Here is a 23,089-nt window from a genome sequence, read left to right as displayed (position 1 = left end):
CGTCAGATCCGTGCGCCCTTCGCGCGGTTGCACCCTCGACACAGCAACTGCAGGTTGTTCACGCTGGACGCCCCGCCCCGGCTGAACGGGATCACGTGGTCGAACTCGAGGTGCTCGCCGCCGCCGCACTCCACGCACACGCCGCGGTCGCGCCGCCACACCTCGGCCTTCACCGCCTGCGGGATCGCCCGGCTCGCCCGGCTACCCGGCGCGATCACCTGCCGGCGGGCCACCCGCAGGATGCCGACCAGCACCGCGGCGACGTACTCCGGGTCCTCGACCAGGTAGTCGCCGGAGCCGCGGGCCGTCGTCGCGGCGATCTCGACGGCGCCGCCCCGGACCTCCACCTCGACGATCTTCGGCAGGCCGAGTTCGGTGCCGCGTCCGGTCTCGCCGAGGAAGCGCAGCTTGCGGTTGGTGCCGATCAGGCGACCCGGCGTCTGGCGCGGCCCGTCCGCCGCCGGTCGCACCAACGTCGCCGGGACATCAAGGTGCAGGATCTCGTCGAGTTCGAGGTGCAGGCCGTCCTCCGGCAGTCGGGGCAGCTCACCGGCCCCGATCCGGCTGAGCTCCAGACCGCGGGCGAGCCGGGCCCGCAGCGCGTCCACCTCGGGCCCGGCGAGGCGCAGCCGGTCGGCGACCGACTCGATCCGCGCGACCTCGTCGGCCTCGACCACCCCGTCGGAGAAGGCGAACGCCGTCAGCCGTTCCAGGTGCGCCAGCCCGTCCGAGCGGACGATCTCCCAGCCGACCGACTGCGGGATCCGCTGGTAGCGCAGCTCGACCCAGAACGGCTCCAGGTCGATGGCACGCACCTCGAAGCCACCTGGCCCGGCCTCGTTCGGTTCGCCGCCGTTCGGGTTGGCGTCGTTCGGGTCGGCGTCGCCCGCGGCCAGCGCCGTGCCGAGCCGGTCCCGCCAGTCCCGCAGGAACGCACGGACCTCCTCGGTGCAGGCCTCGCAGACCGGCGGCCCGCCGAACAACCGCCACCGCTTCTCGGCGCCGCACCGCCCGCAGGTCGCGTCCGACTCGACGTGCATCGGCACCGGGCCGCCCTGCCACCTGCGGCCATCCCACCAGCGCATGTGGTCCGGTCGCACCGGATCGCCGTACCAGTCCGGCCGGATCCACGGGCGCGCGGTCGCTTCGTCGAGGGTGCGCTCGTCGTCCGCGGCCGGGTCGTCGCGTGCGTCCCGGGTCGGCCGGGTGGCCGGGCGGGCCTCGTCCGGTTCGACCTCGGGCAGCACCCGCGTGTCAGGCGGGTCGCCCGCAGGCTCGGCCTCCTCACGGCGCGCGGCCGGCCTGCCTGGTGTGGCGTCGTCACGTCGTTCGGCGTCGTCGGTGTCCTGGATGTGGATGCCGAAACCACGGGCGAGGCCGGCCAGGCCGCTCTCCCAGCCCTGACCGACGGCGCGGAACCGCCAGCCGCCGCCGCGGCGGTACACCTCGCCGAACACCAGCGCCGTGACCGGCTCGTCGGGTTCCGGCACGAAGCGGGCGACCGCCTGGCCGGCGCCGTCGGTCACGGTGACGGTCAGGTCGGCCAGCAGCGGGAAGGCCCCGTCCTCCAGGGAGCCGGCGACGATGATGCGGGCGACCTCCGGCGGCACCCGGGGCAGCGTCGCGACCACGCCCGCCGAGCCCGGCGCGGAGGCGGCGAGCGACACGGCGCCCGAGGGGTGCGTCGGCGCATTGTAGAACACGAAGTCGTCGTCCGAGCGGACCCGGTCCAGCTCCGTGAGGAGCACGGCGCAGACGTCCACCGTCCGCCCCGGGGTCCAGCCGACCACGACCCGCAGCACGCCGGTGGGAACAGGCGTGTTGGCGCCCTTCCGCAGGGCTGGTGCCAGGGTCATGGGGCCTTTCCGTCATTGCGCCAGGGCCGGGGCGGATGCGGCCGTTCGCAGGAGAATGTATGTCGATCCGGTCCGAAGCGGCGGGTCGTCCGGCGAGATCCGCCCTGGTCGGCGGTGCCGTGAGGGCTGCCACGCCGGACGGGGTGGCTGCCATTCCCGACAGGCGGCCGCCACTCCTGACAGGGTGTCGGTGAGGAGGCGCTGGATGGTGTGAAAGAGTCTTCTCATGGCCCGGTCTGTCGAGACACACCGGTTCGTCGCGGGCCGTCGCGTCGCGGGCGCGGCGGTGACGTTGGGGGCGACGGCCGGTCTCGTCCACGGCCTGCCGTCCCTGGCCACCCTGCGCCGACTGCGGGTGCGGCTGGCGCCCGGCCTGGCCGGCATCGGTATCGCGGACCATGTCGCGCTCACCTTCGACGACGGGCCTGATCCCGCCTCGACGCCGCTGTTCCTCGATGTCCTGGCCGAGCTTGAGGTGCACGCCACCTTCTTCGTGCTCGGCAGCCTGCTGGAACGCTCGCCGGAGCTGGCCCGCGAGATGGTGGCCGCCGGCCACGAGCTCGCCGTGCACGGCTGGGACCACCGGCCGATGCTGCTGCGCGGCCCCCGGTCCACCTACGACCAGCTGGCCCGCACCCGTGACCTGGTCGCGCAGTGCACCGGCCAGGTCCCCCGCTTCCTGCGCCCGCCGCACGGCGTGCTGTCCGCCGGCGTGCTGGTCGCGGCGCGGGGGCTGGAGCTGACCCCGGTCCTGTGGTCGGCCTGGGGCCGGGACTGGACGGCGGAGGCGACGCCGCGCAGCGTCCTGGCGACCCTGGCCCCCGACCTGCGGGGCGGGGCCACGGTGCTGCTGCACGACTGCGACTGCACCTCCGCGCCCGGCGCGTGGCACAGTGCGCTCGGCGCCCTGCCCGAGCTCGCCGCCCGCTGCGACGACGCCGGCCTGCGGCTGGGCCCGCTCGCCGAGCACGGTCTGCCGCATGGTCTGGCGCCGTCGCCGCGCCGCTCCCCGGAGTCAGCCTGAGCCGGGCCGCCAGGCTGCTCCGTCTCGGTCTCCTGCTGCCTCCTCGCCCGGCCGGGTCTCCGTCAGACCTCCGGATACAGCGAGTAACTCGGGAAGTTGCCGACCAGGCGCTCGTTCGGGTCGGGGCCGACGGTGACCGCGCGGGCCAGGTGCGCCCCGCCGACGAAGGCACCCTTCCAGGAGGCGCCGCGCCCGCCGAAGGGCTCGTCGCGGTCGCCGCGGGACCGGGGTGCGTTGATCCCCACCTTGAACGCCGCCAGCTCCTCGGCGAGTCGGCCGGCGAGGGATTCGTCGTCACTGGCCACCGACGCGACCAGGGCCCCGTTCGAGGCGTTCATCGCGGCCAGCAGCTCGGCCTCGGAGTCGACGACGATGATCGTGTCGACCGGACCGAACGGCTCGGCGTGGTGCAGCCCGCAGGACGCCGGCGGGCTGAGGATCGCCACCGGCGGCAGGTAGGCGCCGGTGTCCTGCCCGGCGATGAACCGGCCGTCGGCGAGGTCACCGCGGTAGAGCGGCACCCCGCCCTTCGTGATCGCCTCGTCGATCTTCGCGGCCAGCTCGGTGGCCTTGTCGTGGTTGATGACCGGCCCGTAGTCCAGCTCGGGCAGCGGGTCGGCGTCGTCGGCGACGGCGAGCGGGTGGCCGAACCGCACGCCACGCACCACCGGCAGGTACATCTCGAGGAAACGGTCGAACAGCTGGCGCTGGACGACGTACCGCGGGTAGGCGGTGCAGCGCTGCTTGGCGTACTCGAAGCCCTTGCGCAGGTGGGCGGCCAGCAGGTCCCACTGGGAGAACTCCCAGATGCCCCAGGCGTTGAGACCTTCCTGTTCGAGGAAGTGCCGCTTGCCGGTGTCGACGAGGGCGGCGGCGACCTGCCCACCGGCCGAGCGGCCGCCGACGAAGGCCAGGCAGCCGATCTCCGGGGCGCGGACCAGCGCGCCCGACAGCCGGGAGCCGGAGCCGGACACCAGCGAGACGGGCAGGCCCTCCCGGCGGGCCAGCGCGCAGGCGAGGGTCAGGCAGGCGGCCCCGCCGTCGGTCGGGGTCTTGGCGATCGCGGCGTTGCCGGCGAGCATCTGGACGAGCATCGCGTGCATGAGCACGCTCATCGGGTAGTTCCAGCTCGCGATGTTGCTCACCGGGCCGGGCAGCGGCACCCGGCCGTCGATCATCGCCTCGATCTCCTCGGCGTACCAGCGGGCGCCGTCGAGGGCCCGGTCGACGTCGGTGAGGGCGAGGCGCCAGGGCTTGCCGATCTCCCAGACAAGCAGCAGCGCGAGCAGCTCACGATGTTCCGTCATGGCGTCGACGGCGGCCCGGACCCGGGCCCGGCGCTCGGGCAGGGCGACGTCGCGCCACTTCTTGTGATCGTCGAGGGTGGCCCGGATGGCCTCCCGGGCCTCCGCCTGGTCGATCATCGGCGGGCCGGAGATCGGCGTGCCGTCGACGGCGGAGAGGCTGTGCAGGGGAGTACCGCTGCGGTGCCATTCGCCGCCCCAGAGGTTGCGGAGGCGGTCGTCGTCGAACGCCTCCGGGGCGATCTCGCGGCATCGGGTGAACGCGTCGGTCCACGAGGTGCCCGTCTTGAGGTGTAGTCGCGGCTGGGGACTGCTCGTCAGCGCGGTCATAGAGATGAGATTGACGGTCGACGGGCGAACTTGCCACCAGCCGAGTGTGGTGCAAACGGTACATCCGGTATTTCGATGGCCATTGGATAACCGGGTCGACCCAATGACTACTAGTCATTGGCGGAACCGCCGTTCATTGCGGATGTGGGCACCGTGCGGCTGATTGTCGGTGATCCTTGACCGGAGAGTGGGGAGCGGGCACTCCGGATTTGCCATCGCGGCGCTCACCGGCCGAAACGGCTGCCCTGCCGGGGTCGAAGGCGGTGATACGCGGGCTCCGGGGTCGATCTGGCGCGTATTATTTCCGGCATGTCGGATGCGTTAATGGGGGGAGACGCCGCCGCCTCTCGGTCCTGGCCACGACCTCTGGTATGTGCTTCATCACGTAGAGTGGAAGAGTGTCCGAACCATCTTTCGTTCGTGTCCGCGTCGTCCCCCGGACGATTCGCTCCTGATTCCCGGGTGAGTGATGACGGCCAGTGTCGTGCCGCCGTCGGCCGCTGAAGCCGACACCATCGAGGGCTCCGCGCCGATCCGGGTCCTCGTGGTAGATGATCATGAGTTGTTTCTGCAGGGCCTGCAGACCGTGCTGGAGATCGAGGAGGACATCAGTGTCGTCGGTCGAGCCGGGGACGGTCAGGAGGCCCTGACCCTCGCGTCCGGCACGCTGCCCGACATCGTCCTCATGGACGTGCGCATGCCCGGCCGGGACGGCATCGCCGCCGCCGGGGCGATCCGGCGCGCGGTGCCGCGAACGCGGATCGTCATGCTCACGGTGTCCGACGAGGAGTCCGACCTGTTCGAGGCGATCAAGGCCGGCGCGGTCGGGTACCTGTTGAAGACCATCCCGCCGCACGAGGTCGCCGGCGCGGTCCGGGCGGTGCACAACGGGCAGAGTCTGATCAGCCCGTCGATGGCCTCCAAGCTGATGGTGGAGTTCGCCACGATGGCGCGCGGCACCGAGGACCGCCCGCGCGCGCCCGCGCCGCACCTGACCGCCCGGGAGCTGGAGGTGCTCAAGCTCGTCGCCGAGGGCCGGGCCAACCGGGAGATCGCCCGCAAGCTCTTCATCAGCGAGAACACCGTGAAAAACCACGTACGGAACATCCTGGACAAGCTCCAGCTGCACTCGCGGATGGAGGCCGTGATGTACGCCGTTCGGCAGGGGCTGTTCGACATCGAGTGATGTCCGGTGCCCGCGGCCGGCGGGTGGGCGCCCGGCTTGAACCGTAACGCAATAGCCGGACCGGTATCACGTTTTTGTCTAATTTGACCGTATTTGCGGTCGGGTGGGACGGATAGCTGCGTGGGCCTGCCGCGTTCCGCAGCCGGGTCGGTACGGTTGGGCGCAGGCTGTGCCGTTCGGCGCGTCGTCGAAAAGGAGTCCAGTGGCGGAGAAGAGCGACACGAGCTGGACGCGGCGGGGCCGGGATCTCGATCCGGTGGACCTGCGCGCCGACCAGCCCCACTCGGCCCGCATCCACGACTACTTCCTGGGCGGCAAGGACAACTTCCCGGCCGACCGGGACGCCGCCGAGAGGGTGCTCGAGGCATTCCCGAACGTCCGGATCACGGCCCGGGCGAACCGGGCCTTCATGGCCCGGGCGGTGCGCTACCTGGCCTCCGAGGCGGGGATCCATCAGTTCATCGACCTCGGCACCGGCATCCCCACCAGCCCGAACCTGCACGAGATCGCGCAGCGGGTCGCCCCGGACGCGCGGGTGGTCTACGCCGACAACGACCCGATCGTGCTGACCCACGCGCGTGCCCTGCTGGCCAGCGGCGCGGCCGGGCGCACCGCCTACCTCAACGCCGACGTGCGCGACCTCGACACGATCCTCACTGCCGCCGAACTGCACGACACGCTCAACCTGTCGCGCCCCGTCGCGGTGTCGCTCATCGCGATCATGCACTTCATCCCCGACGAGCAGGACGCCTATGGCCTCGTCCGGCGCCTCGTCGGCGCCCTGCCCGCCGGCAGTTACCTGACCCTCACCCACGGGACGGCCGACTTCGACCCGGTCGGGGGTCGGCAGGCGTGGTGGGCCTACGCCGCCGGCGACATCGCCTCGCGGGCCCGCTGCCGAGCCGAGGTGGAGCGGTTCTTCGCCGGCCTCGAACTCGTCGAGCCCGGCGTCCAGGTCGTCCATCGCTGGCGGCCCGACGCCGAGGCCGAGGACGGCCTGACCGACGCCGAGGTCGCGATCTACGGCGGGGTCGGCCGCAAGGACTAGGCCGTGTCCGGTCGATCATGGTGGTGGGAAACGAGTGCGCTGCTAGCTGGTCGCTGGGCTCGGATGTTCGGTTTGTCTCTTAGTGAGACCGGGTGTGCTGCCGGCTGGTCGCTCGGGAGGGGTCGGGGGCCGGATGTCGCCACCATGATCGGCCGGACCCGGTCCAAGGGCCGCGAGGACTGATGCGGCGTCGGGTCGCGCCGTGACGGCCATCCCCGCATGTTCGCCGAGGGCGATAAACCTCGGGAACAAGACCGGGGTGACATGACTTCAGTGTGGTTGACTCAACTTCCCGATGTGAGGGTGGACCACATGGCTCAGACCCGGGTGTTGCCCGTTCTGCCGCTCGACGACGCCGTTGTCCTCCCCGGCATGGTCGTCTCCGTGGACCTGTCGGACGAGGCGACCCGAGCGAGTGTCGACGCCGCCCGAGCCGGCGGGACCGGCGGTTCCGCCGACGCGCGGGCGCCGGGGATCTCCAGCCGGCCGGCGGCCCGCCCGGCCGAGGTGCTGCTCGTCCCGCGGGTCGACGGCGAGCTCGCGCCGGTCGCCGCGATCGGGGTGATCGAACAGGTCGGCCGGCTGCCGCGCGGCGGCGGTTCGGCCGCCGTGGTGCGGGGCACGGCGCGGGTGCGCGTCGGCGCCGCGCGGCCGGCTCCGGCCGGCGTCCCCGCCGAGGCGGGCGTGCGGTGGGTCGAGGTCGCCGACGTCGCCGAAGCCGGCGGTGATCCGGCCGGCCCGGCCGGCGAGGACGGCGCCGAGATCGATCGGCTGGCCAGGGAATACCGTGCGCTCGTGACCGACCTGCTGCGCCAGCGTGGCGCCTGGCAGGTCGTCGACGCCCTGCCGGCGGCCACCGAGCCCGACGCGCTCGCCGACACGGCGGGCTACGCCGCCTACCTGACCACGGCGCAGAAGATCGAACTGCTCGGCACCCCCGCCGTCGGCGCGCGCCTCGAGCGGCTGCTGGGCTGGACGAAGGAGCATCTCGCCGAACTCGACGTCGCCGAGACCATCCGCCGCGACGTCCAGGAGGGTATGGACCGCCAGCAGCGCGAGTTCCTGCTGCGCCGCCAGCTCGAGGCCGTCCGCAAGGAACTGGGCGAGCTCACCGGCGCCGGCTCCGGTTCGGACGGTGACGGTGCCGGGGGCGGCTCCGAGCCGGCGGACTACCGCGTCCGGATCGAGGCCGCCGACCTGCCCGAGAAGGTGCGCGCGGCGGCCGTCAAGGAAGTCGACAAGCTGGAGCGGACCGCCGAGTCCTCGCCCGAGGGCGGCTGGATCCGCACCTGGCTCGACACGGTCCTCGACCTGCCGTGGAACGTGCGCGCCGAGGACAGCTACGACATCACGGCGGCGCGCGCCGTGCTCGACGCGGACCACGCCGGGCTCTCCGACGTCAAGGACCGCGTCATCGAGCACCTGGCGGTGCGCCGGCGGCGGGCCGACGCGGGCCTCGGGGTCGTCGGCGGCCGGCGCGGCGGCGGCGCGGTGCTGGCGCTGGCCGGGCCGCCCGGGGTCGGCAAGACCTCGCTCGGCGAGTCGATCGCGCGGGCGATGGGCCGATCCTTCGTCCGGGTCGCGCTCGGCGGTGTCCGCGACGAGGCCGAGGTCCGCGGCCACCGGCGCACCTACGTCGGCGCGCTGCCCGGGCGCATCGTCCGGGCGATCCGCGAGGCCGGGTCGATGAACCCCGTCGTCCTGCTCGACGAGGTCGACAAGCTCGCCGCCGACTACCGCGGCGACCCGACGGCCGCGCTGCTGGAGGTGCTCGACCCCGAGCAGAACCACACCTTCCGGGACCACTACCTGGAGGTGGAGCTGGACCTGTCCGACGTGCTCTTCCTGGCCACGGCGAACGTGCTGGAGGCGGTCCCGGCGCCGCTGCTCGACCGGATGGAGATCATCCGCCTCGACGGCTACACCGAGGAGGAGAAGGTCGTGATCGCCCGTGACCACCTGCTGCGCCGCCAGCTCGACCGGGCCGGCCTCGCCGTCGGGGACGTCACCGTCACCGACGGGGCGCTGGGCGCGATCGCCGGCGAGTACACCCGCGAGGCGGGCGTGCGCGACCTGGAACGCTCGATCGGCCGGCTGCTGCGCAAGATCGTGGCGCGGGCGGCGCTCGGCGAGGCCGCGCTGCCGGTCGCGGTCGACGTCGGCGACCTGCCCGGTTACCTCGGCCGGCCCCGGCACACCCCCGAGTCGGCGGAGCGCACCGCCCTGCCGGGGGTGGCGACCGGACTCGCGGTCACCGGCGCCGGCGGCGACGTGCTGTTCGTCGAGGCGTCGCTCGCCGATCCGGAGACGGGTGGCGCGGGCATCACGCTGACCGGCCAGCTCGGCGACGTGATGAAGGAGTCGGCCCAGATCGCGCTGTCCTATCTGCGTTCGCACGGAGTGGAGCTGGAGCTGCCCGTCGGGGACCTCGCCGACCGTGGCGTCCACGTGCACGTCCCCGCGGGGGCGGTGCCCAAGGACGGTCCGAGCGCCGGAGTGACCATGACGACCGCGCTGGCGTCGCTGCTGTCCGGCCGGCCGGTCCGGGCGGACGTGGCGATGACCGGCGAGGTGTCGCTGACCGGGCGGGTGCTGCCGATCGGCGGGGTGAAGCAGAAGCTGCTCGCCGCGCACCGGGCCGGCATCACCACCGTGCTGCTGCCCCAGCGCAATGGTCCCGACCTGGACGACGTGCCGGCGCCGGTGCGCGACGCGCTCACCGTCCACCTGGTGACCGATGTCCGGGAGGTGCTGGGCCTCGCGCTGGAGCCGGCCTACGCGGCCCACGCCGGCCGGCCGGGCGGGTCCGCCGGCCGGGCGCCGGCGGCCCTGGCGGCCTGAGCCCCGACCTGCCCGCCGGTTCGGGCGGCCCATCCCGGGTCACCCGAACCGGCGCTTCGGCGGCTGCGGGCGGTTGGTCGGAAAACAGGTCGTACACGTCTCGTGAGCGACACGCCGTGGACGAGGTAAACAGCATGTGACGAGGCCGCAGGAGAGCCGGATCACGGTTACGGTCGGGGCGTGGATCGTCGCCGCTGTCTTCGGCAGGAGCGCGTTGTACAGGAGCGCATTCTCGCGCTCGGCCGCCGGGGGGTGCGTCAACGCCCGCGCGACAACCGCGGCCCCGCGCACCTACCGAGCCGGCCACCGGGCCGGCGCCGCCGCCGCACGCGCTGAGCGGTCCGCCGGCGGCCCGGCCGGCCCGCCACGGCAGCGTCTGCGCGGCTGTCGGACAGGCGCGTCGTGGCTCCGCGGCGTTCGTCCGGGGTGCCCCTGTGCGGGGGAGCCCGATTACTCCCGTCACATGATTGCCGGCTAGAGTGATCGAGTCCCAGTGCCGAGTCGGCGGAGGGGCCCGATGGACTCCCTGCGGCGAGGCTGGATCGGCCTGGCGCTTTTCCTCGCGGCGCTCGTGCTGATGCCGATCCTGGTCTATGGATACGACCGGAGTAACTCGCCCGGCGGTGGTGCCGATCCGGTGTCCGTGGGCGCGCCGGCCCCCACCGCGACCATCGATCCGCTCGGCGCGCTGGCCAGCCCGGCGCCGACCGACGCCGGCCTCGCGTTCACCGGCATCCGCAAGGACGAGACGATCGAGGGATTCCGGCAGATCCAGATCGAGTCCGAACGCTACTCCGGCTCGATCGAGTACGTCCTGAACGGCCCCATCTCGCCGTTTCTGACCGTCGTCGGCCGTGCGCCCTACATTTTCTCGCCCCAGGTCGGTGGCTGGCAGACCACGGCCGTCCCCAACGGGCAGTACACCCTCACCGCCATCCCGACCGAGATCGCCAATGCCGCCATCTCGGTGTCCTTCACGGTGAGTAATCCTCATGACGCCTTCGGTGCATGGTAGTCGCCCACGCCTCAACCCTCCGACGCCGCCGGTGGGGGTGCGCGTGACGACACGGGCAGCAGACCTTAGTGTGAGCGGGATGGATCGTCTGGTGTGGATCGACTGCGAGATGACGGGCCTGGACGCCAGTTCGGACCTGCTGCTGGAAGTCGCCTGTCTGGTTACCGACAGTGAGCTCAACGTGCTCGACGAAGGTGTCGACCTGGTGATCTCGGCGCCGGACGAGGCCCTGGACGCGATGGTGCCCGTGGTACGCGAGATGCACCAGACGTCCGGCCTGACCGAAGCGGTCCGCAGATCCACCGTCTCGCTCGCCGACGCGGAGCGGATCGTGCTCGACTACGTCCGCGCCAGGGTCCCGGAGGTGCGCAAGGCGCCGCTGTGCGGCAACTCGATCGCCACCGACCGCACGTTCCTCGCCCGGTACATGCCGTCGCTGGACGCCCACCTGCACTACCGGATGATCGACGTCTCGTCGATCAAGGAACTCGCCCGCCGCTGGTACGTGCGGACGTACTACGCCGCGCCGGCCAAGCGCGGCGGCCACCGCGCCCTCGCCGACATCCAGGAGAGCATCGAGGAGCTGCGGTACTACCGGACCGCGCTGTTCGTCTCCGCTCCCGGCCCCGGCACCGAGGAGGCCCGCGCCATCGCGACCGAGGTCCGGGCCCAGACCGACGCGGCCCACGCCGCCCTGGCCGCCGCCGATCCCGCCGTGGCCCCCGCGCCCACCTCCACGGCGTCGTCGTTGCCCGCCGCGAGTGCCGCCGAGCCGAGTCGCGGCACCCACGCGCCCTGACATCCACATCACCACCAACCCCCTTGCCCGAACGGCACTGGGGACCGGTACGATGGCTTCGCTCGGTACGACGCTCCAGGTGCCACAATCGGGATCCGCGCTGATGGTTACGCCACCGGCCGCCCCGCCCGGCGCGTCCGGCACCGACATCGCACGTGGTGGATGTAGCTCAGTTGGTAGAGCACCGGGTTGTGGTCCCGGTGGCCGCGGGTTCAAGTCCCGTCATCCACCCCACGCTTCCACCGCCGCTACCAGGCCCTTCGGGTCGGGTAGCACGGTGTGGGTAGCACCGGTCATGGTCATCGGGTAGCACGGCTGATCTACGCTGTCCCTCGGGTCATACACCGGGTGCTCGGCGACGAGCACGCCCTGCGCATGCCCGCCCTGCTGGAGGAGGACATCCGAGGCGGGCGGGTCGTCACCGACGACACCGGCCGCCGGCAGGTGGCCCGCGCCTGGGTGACGCTGGAGGCACTGCGCTGCACGTCGCCCGGACGCTGTCCTCCCGGCTGGACGGCTCCCTGCCCGGCTCCGAGGGCTCGACCCAGCAGATCCAGCGCACCATCGTCGCCCAGCGCGTCCTCGGCCTGCCAAGATGATCACCTCGCCGCCGCCGCGCCGCATCACCCGGCGCTCTCACGCAACGGTGGTGGTGGGACCTGCCCGCGGGAAGAATCCGGGCAGGCCGGCGGTTGAGGCCGACAGGTAGTTGTGGTTGCAACTACTAGCTGAGCCGGCGGCGAGACCCGCCGGGTGGCCGAAATGCGTAGCCAGGAGGACGACATGCCCGCCGTCACCGCCGATACCGTCCAGCTCCCGCGCCTGGCCGAGTCGACCCTCGGCGCCGTCGACCGGCCGGTCCGGAAGATCACCACCGCGCCCAGCGGATTCGAGGGGGAGGGCTTCCCGGTACGCCGGGCGTTCGCGGGCGTGCGCCTCGCCGACCTCGACCCGTTCATCCACATGGACCAGATGGGTGCGGTCGACTACGGTCCCGGCGAGCCAAAGGGCACCCCGTGGCATCCCCACCGGGGCTTCGAGACCGTCACCTACATGATCGACGGCATCTTCCAGCACCAGGACTCGCACGGCGGCGGTGGCCTCATCACCGACGGCGCCACGCAGTGGATGACGGCCGGTGCCGGCATCCTGCACATCGAGACGCCACCGGAGGAGCTGGTCGTGCGCGGCGGGCTTTTCCACGGCATCCAGCTGTGGGTCAACCTGCCGGCGAAGGACAAGTTCACCCCGCCGCGTTACCAGAACCTCGAGGCGGGCCAGGTGGTGCTCGCGGCCTCCCCGGACGGCGGCGCTCTGCTGCGCGTCATCGCCGGAGACGTCGCCGGTCACCAGGGCCCCGGCGCGACGCACACACCGATCTCGGTCGTCCACGCCACCGTGAGCCCGGGCGCGACCGTGCACGCGCCGTGGAATCCCGACTTCAACGCGCTGGTCTACGTGCTCGGCGGGCGCGGGACCGTCGGCCCGGCGGGCACCGCGATCGAGGGTGGGCAGCTCGCCGTGCTCGGCGCGGGCGACCTCATCACCCTCGTGGCGGACGAGCGCCAGGACTCGGTGACGCCGCAGCTGGAGGTCCTCGTGCTGGGTGGTCGCCCGATCCGCGAACATGTCGAGGCGTACGGGCCGTTCGTCATGAACACCCGCGCGGAGCTGGCGCAGGCGGTCGCGGACTACCAGGCGGGCCGCCTGGGCGTCATTCCCGACAACGCCCTCATGCCGCACCGCGTCTGACCCGGCTGCCCGCCCACGACCCGAGCGGGAACCAGGCGCACAATTCAGGCAGATCGCTCGCTTTTTGACAGGAATGGCGTCGTCACAACAAGGCCCCCGTATGCTGGATCGTGGTCGGATCACGGGGTCCCGACAAGGGGCGGCGCCGTTTCGGAACAACCGTCCCACCCGCCCGCGTGGGCGGGACGGTCGGCTGCGGTAGCCCGCGCCGCCGCCGGCCGGCCGGACGCGGGCGGCGAAGGGGGCGTCATGTTGCAGGAGCTCAGGCCGACGATGGGCGGACCGGTGGGCGGGCCGTCGCCACGGCGGATGGAATGGCCGGCAGCAAGCGTTCTCGGGCGGATTCCGGCAGATGCTCGGGCCGAAATCCTCCAGCTCGGCAGCTATCGGGAGTATGCGAGCGAGGAAACCGTCCTGCGGGAGGGCGACGAGACTGATTTCGTCGTCGTGCTGCTGAACGGTTGGGCGAAGGTGACGGCGGCGACGGAGAACGGCGGCTTCGCGCTGCTCGCGATCCGGCACGGCGGGGATCTCATCGGCGAACTCGCCGGGTTGGATTCCGAGCCCCGTTCGGCGACCGTGACCGCCGCCGGCGCGGTGCTCGCGAAGGTTGTTCGCGCGGACGCGTTCGTCGCGTTCCTGCGCCGCCATCCGGACGCGCATCAGGTGGTGAGCAGCACGATCGGCGCGAAGCTGCGCTCGGCGACCCGGCGGCGGGTCGAGTTCGGCGGCTGTTCCGTCGCCGTCCGGGTGGCGCGGGTGATTCTCGAGCTGGAGCGGGCCTACGGCGGCACGGCCGCTGACGGCGGGCGCTCGGTCGGCGTGTCCCTCACCCAGCCGGAGTTGGCCGCTCTGGTCGGCGCCGCCGAGCCCACGGTGCACAAGGTCCTGCGGGACCTGCGTAGGCGTGGGGTGCTCGCCACCGGCTACCGCACGCTCGAGATCCAGGACGTCGAAGCGTTGCGGGCCGCCGCGGCGAACCCGTGAGAATACGGGGCGCTGGCCGTCGCCCGCTCCAATACTGATCTCCGTGGCCCCGACTCACGGAGGTTTCGGCGTGCGGGAAAGACCACCGGGAATCCGGCGGATGTGCATTGCGATGGAGGTCGATGAGAACACGGCCGCCGCGTCCGGTGTACCGCGCTCGCCTCGATGGCGCCGAAATCTGGAGTCCGTGATCGACGAGCTGCGTGAACGTGGACTCGGTGAGCTCGAGGGGGCGCACTGGAACCCGCCAGCCGGCAACGGCGGCGAGATCGCGGTGCTGCCGCCGGGCATCGACGAGGGCGGTTTCGTCGCTGCGTTCGTCGGCGCGACGCGGTCGGTTCTGGCGCGGCTGAACATGGTGGCCGGAGCGGAACGGCTGCGCGTGCGGGTGGCCCTGCACCAGGGAATCACGCAGCTCGACGAATCGGGTTTCGGCGGACGTGCGGTGCGCAAGGTCGCCGCCCTGCGGGACTGTTCCGCCTTACGCGCGGAACTGCGCGGATACCCTGCCGCCGATCTCGCGCTGGCCGTCTCGGCGGAACTGTTCGACGACGTGGTGGAACACGACTACCCGGACCTGCGTGGTCGCGACTTCCGGCGCGCGCGGGTGCGGCTGCCGGCGGGCGAACGCGTGGACGCCTGGCTGCTGACAGTCGGCGCGCCGGTACCGGTTCTCGTTTCGGTCGGCGCCGGCGGACGGGGATCCGGGCCGGGCGCCCGACCCGCCGCTGCCAGTGCTGGCCAGGCCCCGCGCCTGTCGCTCGTCGCGGCGCGGTCAGGGCAAGCGGCGCCAGCATCGCGACACGCTCGCTGACCGGCGGGGCCTGACCGGCGGTGTCCGGCCGGCGGATCAGGGTGTTGCGGCAGACTGGCGGGATGTTGCGACATGTCACGGCGGTGCGGTATGCGACGCCGCTGCGGGAGGGCGGCAGCCTGCCCGGGTTGATGGACGGCGACGACCTCGGTACCTGGGTGGTCAAGTTCCGCGGCGCCGGGCAGGGGGCGAAGGCGTTGGTCGCCGAGGTGATCGTCGGGGAGCTCGCGCGGGAGCTGGGGCTCGCGGTGCCCGAGCTCGTCGTCGTCGATGTCGATCCCGAACTCGGCCGCACCGAGCCCGACCAGGAGGTCCAGGACCTGCTGCGGGCCAGTGCCGGACCGAACCTCGGGATGGACTACCTGCCCGGCTCGATCACCTACGACCCGCTGGCCGTCGAGGTCTCGGCGCCCGTCGCCGCGCAGGTGCTCTGGCTCGACGCCCTGACCCTGAACGTTGACCGGTCGTGGCGTAACCCGAACCTGCTGGTGTGGGGTGGACAGCTGTGGCTGATCGACCACGGCGCCGCGCTCTATCCGCATCATGACTGGCCGAGTGCCGGTGCGGCGGTCGCCAGGGCGTTGCCGGGCGTCGCCGAACATGTCCTGCTGGGCGCCGCGGCGGCGGACCGGGCCGCGTTCGTCGCGGTCGACGCCGCGTTCGCGCGGCGGATCGATGCGGGGCTGCTCGCCGACGTCGTCGGCCGCGTTCCCGAGGACTGGCTGGAGGTGCCCAGATCCGGCTACGTCGACTGGCTGGGCGCGCGGATCGCCGACCGCGAAGGCTGGCGCGGCGGCGTTCTCGCCGCGCTCGACGAGGCAGCGGCCGCCGGCACGGGGCGGGCGGCCGACGGCCGGCGCGGACCGGATCACGTCGGTGGCGCCAGGGCGGGGTCGGCACGCCCGGACTGGCTGCGGGCCGGGGACTGGCTGCGCATCTCCGGCGCGCCGGCCCAGGGGAACCGCGATGCGTGAGCTGTTCGAGTACGCGGTGATCCGGCTGGTGCCCAGGGTCGAACGCGGCGAGTTCGTCAACGTCGGGGTGATGTTGTACTGCCAGCGTTCCCGGTTTCTCGACCTGCGCTGCCGGGTCGACGAGAGCCGCCTCGCCGCGCTCGATCCGCACCTCGACGTGTCGGAGGTCGTCGCGCATCTCGCCGGGTTCGCCGCGGTCTGCCGCGGCGGGCCGGCGGCCCGCCCGGCCCGCCCGCGCGCCCCCGGGGGGGGGGGTGCGCGGGGGGGCGCGGGGGGGGGCGGGCGGCCGGCCCGGCCGGCCGGCTCAGCCCGGGGGAGCGTTTCCGCTGGCTGACGGCGCCACGCAGCACTGTCATGCAGACCTCGCCGGTGCACACCGGGCTGACGGAGGAGCCGATGGCCGAGCTGGAGCGGCTCGCGGGGGTGCTGGTGGACCCGCCGGGCCCGGCCCGTCCAGGCGGGGCCACCGGAGGTGATGGTCCCCCGGACGGGCCGGGTGGCGGGCCGGGTTAACGCGTGTGGCTACCCCAGAGCTGCGCGTAGCGGGCGGCGGACTGGGTGTTCTGGAACAGGCAGTGCTCGCTGTCGAGTGGCCGGAACAGGTTCGAGCCGACGTTCGGCGGCTCGCACGTGTTGAAGTAGTTCTCGTAGTAGAGACCCCGGCCGGCCCGTTGCCGCATCCAGTCCCACATGAACTGGATGTAGTTGGGATTGTCCCCGGCGCCGTCGTCGTCGTTACCGCTGACGACGCCCCACTCGCCGACGCCGAAGAGCTTTCCGTGCGCCCGGGCGAAGTCGTACAGCCAGGTGATGCCGCCGATGTCGTTCGCCTGCTGGTCGAACGCCTGCTGGGTGGGCGACGGCGGGTAGTGGTCGTAGGCGTCGATGCCGATGATGTCCACCCAGTGGTCACCGGGGTAGAGGTCTCTCGGGTCGTGGCTCGGCGGGTTCTGCGAGCCGTGCGCGTTGATCGACCAGTCGAGCAGGGGATCCGGGTTCGCCGTGGCCCGGATGTCATCGGCGATGTGCCGCCAGCAGTTGACGTAGGCGGTCGGATCGGTGCCGGACCAGGGATACCAGTTGCCGTTCGCCTCCCAGGCGATCCGGACGATCGAGTTCTGCCGGTGGGTGGTGTTCAGTGTCTGGCCGAACTCGCGCCAGTAGTTGTCGTAGGCGCCGCCCGCGCAGTCCTGCATGGTCGCGCCCACGTTCTCCGGGAACGGCGGGACGGACAGCACCAGCCGTCCCGGCCAGCCGTCGAAGTTCGTCTCGGCCCAGGACGGGGCGACCATGTTCTGCCAACTGTCGCGGGTCACGAAGACGTGGGACAGGTCGCAGGGAGCGCCGCGACTGGTGCAGAAGCCGTCGACGTTCTGCGGGATCATGCTCGGGTCGCCGTTCACTCCGGAAAGCCAGGGCAGCCCGGAACGGTTCTGCGGCGCCGGGTTCTGGATCACCTCGCGGAACGTGCCCGCCTGGTCGAAACCGACCCAGGTTCCCGTTGACCCGCCCGACCTTCGCCCGAGATTGACGACGAAGGCGATGTGTGGCCCGTTGCCGAGTGTCGATGAACGGTAGACCAGCGCCTTTGTCGGGTTCGGCGCGAAGGTGTTCGCCACGTACGGGGTGTGCCCGTCAATGCTGACCGAGATGAGGCCGCCCTGCGGCGAACGGATGCCGTAGAGGTCGATCTGGTTGCCGGTGAACCGAATCGCAGCCGTGGAGCCGGGGGCGACGGAATACCGGTAGCTGTTGTTGTCCGTCGGTGGCGCGCAGCCGCCGCACGTGCTCCACAGATTCACGTAGTGGACCTGCGGGCTGTCGTCCTCGATCGTGCCGGTCTGCTCGAACGCGGCAAGCGCCGGGATTGTCCCTCCTCCCACCAGAAACATCGGGGCGACACAGAGTGTGGTGAGGAGCAGCCATGGGCGGACTCCCCGCCGACGGCCGCGGACTCCTCCCGTCGCCATCCCCGTGGCCCGGGCCGCGTCACGGCCCCGTGTCCGGATTCCCCGCCGGTGGCGTCCCACGGGCGGCCTTGCGCGCATTGTTGAATTCATTCCCCCGCCTGATGCAATCGGACATCGAAATCGACGTACGTCGGTCGCTGGCCAGTCGCTAACGGCGGGATCGTAGGCAGAAAGAGAGATCGTTATAACTCTCTGTAGCGGGTGGCGCCGCCTCTGCGTGTCGAGGGCGCCAGGTAATTCACCCCGAAAACGGAACAGGGCGGCACAATGTGCCGCCCTGGATTCCGCCGATGATTACTGTACGTGCGTACCTTCGGTGGCCGACTCGCCGCCGGTGGCCGGCCCGCCTGCCGGCGAGCGGCGAGCTCCCAGCGCCGCCACCAGCTGATCCGTGGCCAGCAGCAGAACCGCCAGCCAGGACACCGTGGCGACCTTGCCGAAGTCCGACACCCAGTCGCCGTTCGTGATCAGGTGGTGCCGGTCCTGCACCTCCAGCACGTACAGCGCACTGACCAGCAGGCAGGCCGCCGGCCCGAGCCGGGTCAACCACCGGCCCCGTGGCACCACCAGCGCGATCACCGTGGCGACCGCCACGACGACTCCCGCCGGCACCGACACGAGGACGGTGGCCAGCAGGCCGGCGCCCAGGGCGGCGAACACGGTCGTCCGCGCGCCCGGTCGCGGCGGCGGCGTGCGCCACGGGTCGAACGTCGGCAGGTCTGGCCCCGCGGCCGCGGCCACCGTCCCAGCCGCCTCCCGTCGCCGCCGGACCCGACCGGTGGTGATCAGCAACAGGGCCAGGAGGAACACGACCGCCACCGCGGACAACACCAGGGAGTAGCGCACGATCCGCTGCGGCGTCCAGGTCAGCGTGACGGTGAAGCTGGTCGCCGTGGGCGTGATCCGCCAGCCGTTGGCATACGCGTCGACGAGCCGCGGGGCGCCCGCGTCCACCCCGTTGACCGTTGCACTCCACCCGCGGGACAGGCTCTCGCCGAGCACCAACCAGAACGGCGTGCCCGTCGTCGCCCCCGTGACCTGCGCGGTGAACGACGTGGCGGAGGTCGACTGGACGGAGACGCGCGGCGTGGAGCCGGGGACGGTCGCGGAGGTGGCCGCCGTGCTCGGCGTGCCGGTGTCGCCGGCGCCCAGCCAGGGGCCGCCGCCGGCGTCCGAGGCGAACAGGAGCCGGTCGATGTCGACGCCGAGCGCGGCGCCGGCACCGGTGCGCACGACGTGTTGGCCCGGGCCCAGGGTGACGGTCTCGCCGCAGGTCGACACCCGCAGGCCAAGGCGGTTCACGGCGTCCGCGGTCGTCCCGTCGATCCGGACCCCGACCGGCTTGCCGTCCACGCTGACCAGGTCGTTGCGGCAGGTACCCGCGAGCTGGGAGGGCACCTGCGGCGTCCCGGCCACCCCGGCCACCCCGGCCACCCCGGGCAGGCCGATCTCGGCGATCCCCACCGGCATCGCCAGCGGGGTCCGGCTGATCGGGTCCAGGCTGCGCACGGTCCGCACGTCGTCGACGACGAACCGCCAGGTGCTGCCGGTGGCGGCGGGGAAGTTCAGGGTGACCTGCCGGGTGCCGCCCCGCTGGTCGGTGTCGCTGACCGGCGGGACCGGCACCGAGGCGACGTTCCGGCCGTCGACGACGACGCCGATCCGCGTCGGCACCGAATGCCGGCCGTCCGCGACCACGGACATCGTCACCGAGGAGGTGGAGACCGACGTCGGGCTGACCGCCTGGATCCAGTTCCCGGTCTGGGTGCCGATCCCGGGGCTCCACACGGTGCTCGGATCGCCGTCGAACGCCGCCGCCGACCGGTCCGCGATCGACCCGGGAAGCCGGCCGGACGACGAGATCACCGGCAGGTTCGACGGACGGCCCAGCACCTGGTCGATGGTCGGGTCGGACGCGTAGGCGGAGATCCTGGCGGTGCCGGTCAGGGCGAACGTGCGGGCCGTCGGCAGGGAGAACGAGCGGCCGATGACGTCCTCGGTGTCCTGCTTGAACGGTTCCGCGGGGTTGGCCCGGTCGCGCGACATCTGCAGCGCCAGCCGGTGCGCCAGGGAGGAGGCGCCGGCAGCGTCCAGGCTGTCGCTGGGCATCGCGAGAACCTCTTCGGCCGTCAGCGGCTTTCCGTCCGCCCCGGGGATCTCGACCTCGGCGAAACCGACCGCGGATACGTCGTCGTAGCTGCGCTGGCGGCCGAGGTTCGTCGCGTCGATCTGGATCTTCAGCGTCCGGAACGACCGGGCCGGGAAGTTCACGATCTGCCCGGCCTCGGTGCGCGAGGACGGGGTGAGATCGACGGTGACGGGGGAGCCGCCGTCGAACGTCAGCGTCGCCCGGGTGATCCAGCGGTTGCGCGGACCCGTGATCGGCTGGGTGAGCCGGATGTGGTCGGTGGTGGTGGGCGTGGCCAGCGTCGTCTGCCACTGTTCACCGGTCGGGTCGGTGAACGCGCCGACCCGCCAGGCCGTGGTCAGATCGCCGTCGATGCCGCGCACCGGCCGGTCCCACGGGCCGTAGGCGAACGAGTTGCCGTAGCCCGACGCCGTCACCGAGGCGACCTTCGCGGGCGAGTCGGGCGCGGACAGCCGCGCCGTCGTCTCGTCGGCGGTCGTCTCGCCCGGGAACAGTTCCAGCCGGTTGTCGTTGGGGTCCTTCTTCAGCGGTGCGACTCCGGGCTGCTCGACGTAGCCGAAGTTCTCCCGCACCCCGGTCCAGCGCTCGGCGCGCAGCCGGTTGGTGTCCGTCACGAGCAGGTCGGCGCCGTCGTCGAGGGCCTGCTTGAGCTCGCCGGGCCTGGTGGCCAGCTCGGGGGCGTAGAGGATCGCCCGGCCGTCGGCGACGGGCCCGGCGAGCAGCCCCGACGCGGCCGCGTCGACCAGCGCCTCCCCGTTGCCGCTGACCAGCAGCGGACGGTTCGTGGTGGCGGTACGCAGGATCGGCTGGGTGTTCGACACCGGGAAGTCGGCCAGCGCCGGCGGGTCCGGTACGGAGGTCGGTGTCCCCAGGGTGATCTCGTCGGTGAAGGGGATCCCCGGGTCCTCGGCGATCGGCGGGCCGAACGTCTTCGGCGTTCCGAGCCCGTCCGGTCGGGTGGTGGTGAACAGGTTCCACGTCGACCGGGGCCGGGGGGTGCGGTACCGCTCGTAGGCGAGGTTGCTGCGCAGCACCACGTCGCCGGCGCCCATCAGGCGGGCCAGGTCCGGGATCGCCGAGGTCTCCAGCACGCCTTCCTGCATCCGGCGGTCCAGCGCGCGGACCAGGTCGACGCTGCCGGCCTCGCCGTAGGGGATCAGTTCCCGCAGGACCAGCGGCCGGTCCATCAGACCCTCGGTGACGGGGTCCAGGGTGCTGCCCCAGCGGTAGTGGGAGAAGTCCGCGCCGGGCAGCTCCAGCACCCGTGAGCGGTCGCCGCTGGCGTCGAGGGACTTCGCCAGCTCCGTCTCGTAGGCCGGGATGTTCTCCGGGCGCACCAGCAGCTTGTCGACGAACTCCCCGCGGAACAGCGGCGTCATGTTCAGCAGGATGAGGGCGAGCACGAGGCCCATGGACAGGGCCGGGACCGCCGGACGGCGCCGGCCGGGCGACCGCCCGCGCCGCGGGCTCGCGGCGCGGGCCTCGTACCGTTCCTCGAGCGCGGCCAGGCCCCCGGCCAGCAGCACGGACAGGCCGAGCGCGACCATCGGCACGGCCCGGGGCAGCGAGCGCAGCGCGAGCCCGGCCGTCGAGCCTTCCGCGAAGTCCTTGAACAGCTTCCCCCACGGGGAGGGATGGTCGTACGGGTACACCCCGACGGCGATCGTGGTGCCCAGCAGGATCAGCGCGACGAAGTAGCCGCGGTGGGTCCAGCGGACGGCGGACGCGGCGGCCAGCGCGAGGATCGGCACCGCGAAGCTGACCACGATCAGCCACAGGACCTGGGTGTAGCGGGTCGCCGGGCCGATCCACGGTCCCAGCGCGTCCTGGCCGTAGAAGAACCAGTTGCCGAGCCCGCGCAGTACCTCGGAGGCCTGCGAGCTGCTGGCGACCGTCTCGATCGTCTCGGTGAACGCGAGCACGTTGAGGCCGTAACCGGCCTGCGTGTACAGCCCGGCCATCCACCACGCCGAGGTCACGATGATGGCCAGCACCGCGCGGGTGGCCATCCCGGCCGCCGCGCCCAGGCGGACCTCCCGGGTGCCCCACACGGCGAACGGGATCCACAGCAGCGGCGCGAACAGGATGAAGATCAGACTTGACGCGTTGATGCTGCCCACAGTCGTCACGACCAGGGCGAACGCGGCCGGGAAACGCCAGCCCACCGGCCGCCAGCCGGCCCGTCCGGGCGCCGCCTCCCGCAGGCCCCGGACGGTGATCCCGATCAGCCAGCCGAGCCCGGCGTAGGGCAGCAGGATCGCCGAGATCCGGGCCACGTACTCCAGGATGTACGGCGAGAGCAGGTAGCCGAGCGCGGCGACGAACGCGAACCGGTTCGGCCAGCGGAACGAGCGCAGCAGGAACAGCACCCCGGCGCCCGCGCCGAACAGGATCGAGCCGGTCCACAGCCGTTGCGCCACCCAGTCGGGCAGGCCGGCGACCTGCGCCAGCCAGTAGAACAGGCCCTGCGGGTACAGGTAGCCGATGTTCTGGTGGGTGACCGTGCCCATGCCGATCGCGGGATCCCACATCGAGACCGCGCGGCGCAGCATCCGGGCCGGATCGAGGTACAGGTACGCCTTGGTGTCCGCGCCGATCTTCCCCGGCTGGGTGAACAGCAGCGGCACGTAGGCGATCGCGGCCAGCACCAGTGTCGGCCAGGACGGTACGAGCCGGCGCACCAGCGAGCCCGCCCGGCCGGCCGGTGACGCCCCGCCGGGCCGGCGCGGGCCCGTCCCGGCCGCCGGTGCGCCGCCAGGTCCCGCGGGACCTGCGGGTCCTGGCCGAGCCGTGCTGGTCGAACCCGTGCCGCCCTGGCCGGGGTCGGGCGGACCTGGCTGGCCGGAGGAGGACGACGTCAGGGTCACCGGATCACCGGGCTGGTCACCTCGACCACCGGCGCGCGCCGGAGGAGGCCGGTGCCGTGCCGGCGGGGGTGGTCGCGGCGGCGGCGCGGGCCGCCGCGGCGGCGGAACTCGCCGCGCAGCGGCCGCGGCTGGCCGGCTACGTGGCCGAGCTGCGCCGCCGGCTACCCGAGCTG

The 23,089-nt window shown here is 72.5% G+C and carries 15 protein-coding genes, 1 tRNA gene and 1 pseudogene; 13 read left to right on the top strand and 4 right to left on the bottom strand.

What is annotated here, in order from left to right:
* Positions 1-2: 2 nt before the first annotated feature.
* Positions 3-1,856, bottom strand: coding sequence for a TerD family protein (locus tag MXD60_RS20955; RefSeq protein WP_248821038.1), 1,854 nt, complete (start codon positions 1,854-1,856; stop codon positions 3-5).
* Positions 1,857-2,082: 226 nt separating this feature from the next.
* Here MXD60_RS20955 and MXD60_RS20950 point away from each other — a divergent pair, with 226 nt between their 5' ends.
* Positions 2,083-2,880, top strand: a complete 798-nt coding sequence (locus MXD60_RS20950) for a polysaccharide deacetylase family protein (protein ID WP_248821037.1) — start codon at positions 2,083-2,085, stop codon at positions 2,878-2,880.
* 62 nt (positions 2,881-2,942) lie between these two features.
* Here MXD60_RS20950 and MXD60_RS20945 read toward each other — a convergent pair whose 3' ends face one another.
* Positions 2,943-4,514 (bottom strand): aldehyde dehydrogenase family protein, encoded by a 1,572-nt coding sequence (locus MXD60_RS20945; RefSeq protein WP_248821036.1) that lies wholly within the window; start codon positions 4,512-4,514, stop codon positions 2,943-2,945.
* 469 nt (positions 4,515-4,983) lie between these two features.
* Here MXD60_RS20945 and MXD60_RS20940 point away from each other — a divergent pair, with 469 nt between their 5' ends.
* The 12 genes and pseudogenes from MXD60_RS20940 to MXD60_RS20885 all read left to right on the top strand — a co-directional run bounded on the left by MXD60_RS20940 (position 4,984) and on the right by MXD60_RS20885 (position 16,443).
* Positions 4,984-5,700 carry a response regulator gene (locus tag MXD60_RS20940; RefSeq protein ID WP_248821035.1) on the top strand — a complete coding sequence of 239 codons (717 nt, stop codon included), beginning with the start codon at positions 4,984-4,986 and terminating at the stop codon, positions 5,698-5,700.
* A 202-nt stretch (positions 5,701-5,902) separates the two neighbouring features.
* Positions 5,903-6,748 (top strand): SAM-dependent methyltransferase, encoded by an 846-nt coding sequence (locus tag MXD60_RS20935; protein WP_248821034.1) that lies wholly within the window; start codon positions 5,903-5,905, stop codon positions 6,746-6,748.
* 312 nt (positions 6,749-7,060) lie between these two features.
* Positions 7,061-9,589 carry an endopeptidase La gene (gene lon / locus MXD60_RS20930; RefSeq protein WP_248821033.1) on the top strand — a complete coding sequence of 843 codons (2,529 nt, stop codon included), beginning with the start codon at positions 7,061-7,063 and terminating at the stop codon, positions 9,587-9,589.
* A gap of 517 nt (positions 9,590-10,106) precedes the next feature.
* Positions 10,107-10,604, top strand: a complete 498-nt coding sequence (locus MXD60_RS20925; RefSeq protein WP_248821032.1) for a hypothetical protein — start codon at positions 10,107-10,109, stop codon at positions 10,602-10,604.
* Positions 10,605-10,683: 79 nt separating this feature from the next.
* The gene (gene orn, locus MXD60_RS20920; RefSeq protein WP_248821031.1) at positions 10,684-11,403 is read left to right on the top strand and encodes an oligoribonuclease; all 720 of its coding nucleotides are present in this window, start codon (positions 10,684-10,686) and stop codon (positions 11,401-11,403) included.
* Between the two features lie 158 nt (positions 11,404-11,561).
* Positions 11,562-11,637, top strand: a tRNA-His gene (locus MXD60_RS20915).
* Between the two features lie 45 nt (positions 11,638-11,682).
* The gene (locus tag MXD60_RS20910; protein WP_248821030.1) at positions 11,683-12,099 is read left to right on the top strand and encodes a hypothetical protein; all 417 of its coding nucleotides are present in this window, start codon (positions 11,683-11,685) and stop codon (positions 12,097-12,099) included.
* 87 nt (positions 12,100-12,186) lie between these two features.
* A complete protein-coding gene (locus tag MXD60_RS20905) occupies positions 12,187-13,155 on the top strand; it encodes a pirin family protein (RefSeq protein WP_248821029.1) in 969 nt (322 codons plus the stop codon).
* A gap of 249 nt (positions 13,156-13,404) precedes the next feature.
* Positions 13,405-14,142 (top strand): Crp/Fnr family transcriptional regulator, encoded by a 738-nt coding sequence (locus MXD60_RS20900; RefSeq protein WP_248821028.1) that lies wholly within the window; start codon positions 13,405-13,407, stop codon positions 14,140-14,142.
* A gap of 274 nt (positions 14,143-14,416) precedes the next feature.
* Positions 14,417-14,956: a hypothetical protein gene (locus MXD60_RS20895; RefSeq protein WP_248821027.1), complete on the top strand. Its 540-nt coding sequence runs from the start codon at positions 14,417-14,419 to the stop codon at positions 14,954-14,956.
* A 62-nt stretch (positions 14,957-15,018) separates the two neighbouring features.
* On the top strand, positions 15,019-15,930 hold the full coding sequence (locus MXD60_RS20890) for a HipA family kinase (RefSeq protein ID WP_248821026.1): 912 nt from the start codon (positions 15,019-15,021) through the stop codon (positions 15,928-15,930).
* Positions 15,923-16,443: pseudogene (locus MXD60_RS20885) on the top strand (DUF3037 domain-containing protein). The gene MXD60_RS20890 and the pseudogene MXD60_RS20885 overlap by 8 nt, the downstream one beginning before the upstream one ends.
* Here MXD60_RS20885 and MXD60_RS20880 read toward each other — a convergent pair.
* Both MXD60_RS20880 and MXD60_RS20875 read right to left on the bottom strand, forming a co-directional pair.
* A complete protein-coding gene (locus MXD60_RS20880; protein WP_248821025.1) occupies positions 16,440-17,822 on the bottom strand; it encodes a glycoside hydrolase family 26 protein in 1,383 nt (460 codons plus the stop codon). The pseudogene MXD60_RS20885 and the gene MXD60_RS20880 overlap by 4 nt on opposite strands.
* Before the next feature lie 372 nt (positions 17,823-18,194).
* Entirely contained in the window at positions 18,195-22,916 is a 4,722-nt protein-coding gene (locus tag MXD60_RS20875) for an alpha-(1->3)-arabinofuranosyltransferase domain-containing protein (protein ID WP_248821024.1), read from the bottom strand.
* Positions 22,917-23,089: the final 173 nt, after the last annotated feature.

Source organism: Frankia sp. AgB32 (assembly GCF_023243045.1).
In the GTDB taxonomy this organism is placed as follows: domain Bacteria; phylum Actinomycetota; class Actinomycetes; order Frankiales; family Frankiaceae; genus Frankia.
Note: the sequence above shows the minus strand (reverse complement) of the source record. Positions and strands in the feature narration are given on the sequence as shown.

What these genes read in the sequence shown, in the direction of transcription:
- MXD60_RS20950 (WP_248821037.1), top strand. Translation starts at nt 2,083, where the DNA reads ATGGCCCGGTCTGTCGAGACACACCGGTTCGTCGCGGGCCGTCGCGTC.
- MXD60_RS20940 (WP_248821035.1), top strand. Translation starts at nt 4,984, where the DNA reads ATGACGGCCAGTGTCGTGCCGCCGTCGGCCGCTGAAGCCGACACCATC.
- orn (WP_248821031.1), top strand. Translation starts at nt 10,684, where the DNA reads ATGGATCGTCTGGTGTGGATCGACTGCGAGATGACGGGCCTGGACGCC.
- MXD60_RS20945 (WP_248821036.1), bottom strand. Translation starts at nt 4,514, where the DNA reads ATGACCGCGCTGACGAGCAGTCCCCAGCCGCGACTACACCTCAAGACG.
- MXD60_RS20925 (WP_248821032.1), top strand. Translation starts at nt 10,107, where the DNA reads ATGGACTCCCTGCGGCGAGGCTGGATCGGCCTGGCGCTTTTCCTCGCG.
- lon (WP_248821033.1), top strand. Translation starts at nt 7,061, where the DNA reads ATGGCTCAGACCCGGGTGTTGCCCGTTCTGCCGCTCGACGACGCCGTT.
- MXD60_RS20955 (WP_248821038.1), bottom strand. Translation starts at nt 1,856, where the DNA reads ATGACCCTGGCACCAGCCCTGCGGAAGGGCGCCAACACGCCTGTTCCC.
- MXD60_RS20900 (WP_248821028.1), top strand. Translation starts at nt 13,405, where the DNA reads ATGTTGCAGGAGCTCAGGCCGACGATGGGCGGACCGGTGGGCGGGCCG.
- MXD60_RS20880 (WP_248821025.1), bottom strand. Translation starts at nt 17,822, where the DNA reads ATGTTTCTGGTGGGAGGAGGGACAATCCCGGCGCTTGCCGCGTTCGAG.
- MXD60_RS20905 (WP_248821029.1), top strand. Translation starts at nt 12,187, where the DNA reads ATGCCCGCCGTCACCGCCGATACCGTCCAGCTCCCGCGCCTGGCCGAG.
- MXD60_RS20890 (WP_248821026.1), top strand. Translation starts at nt 15,019, where the DNA reads ATGTTGCGACATGTCACGGCGGTGCGGTATGCGACGCCGCTGCGGGAG.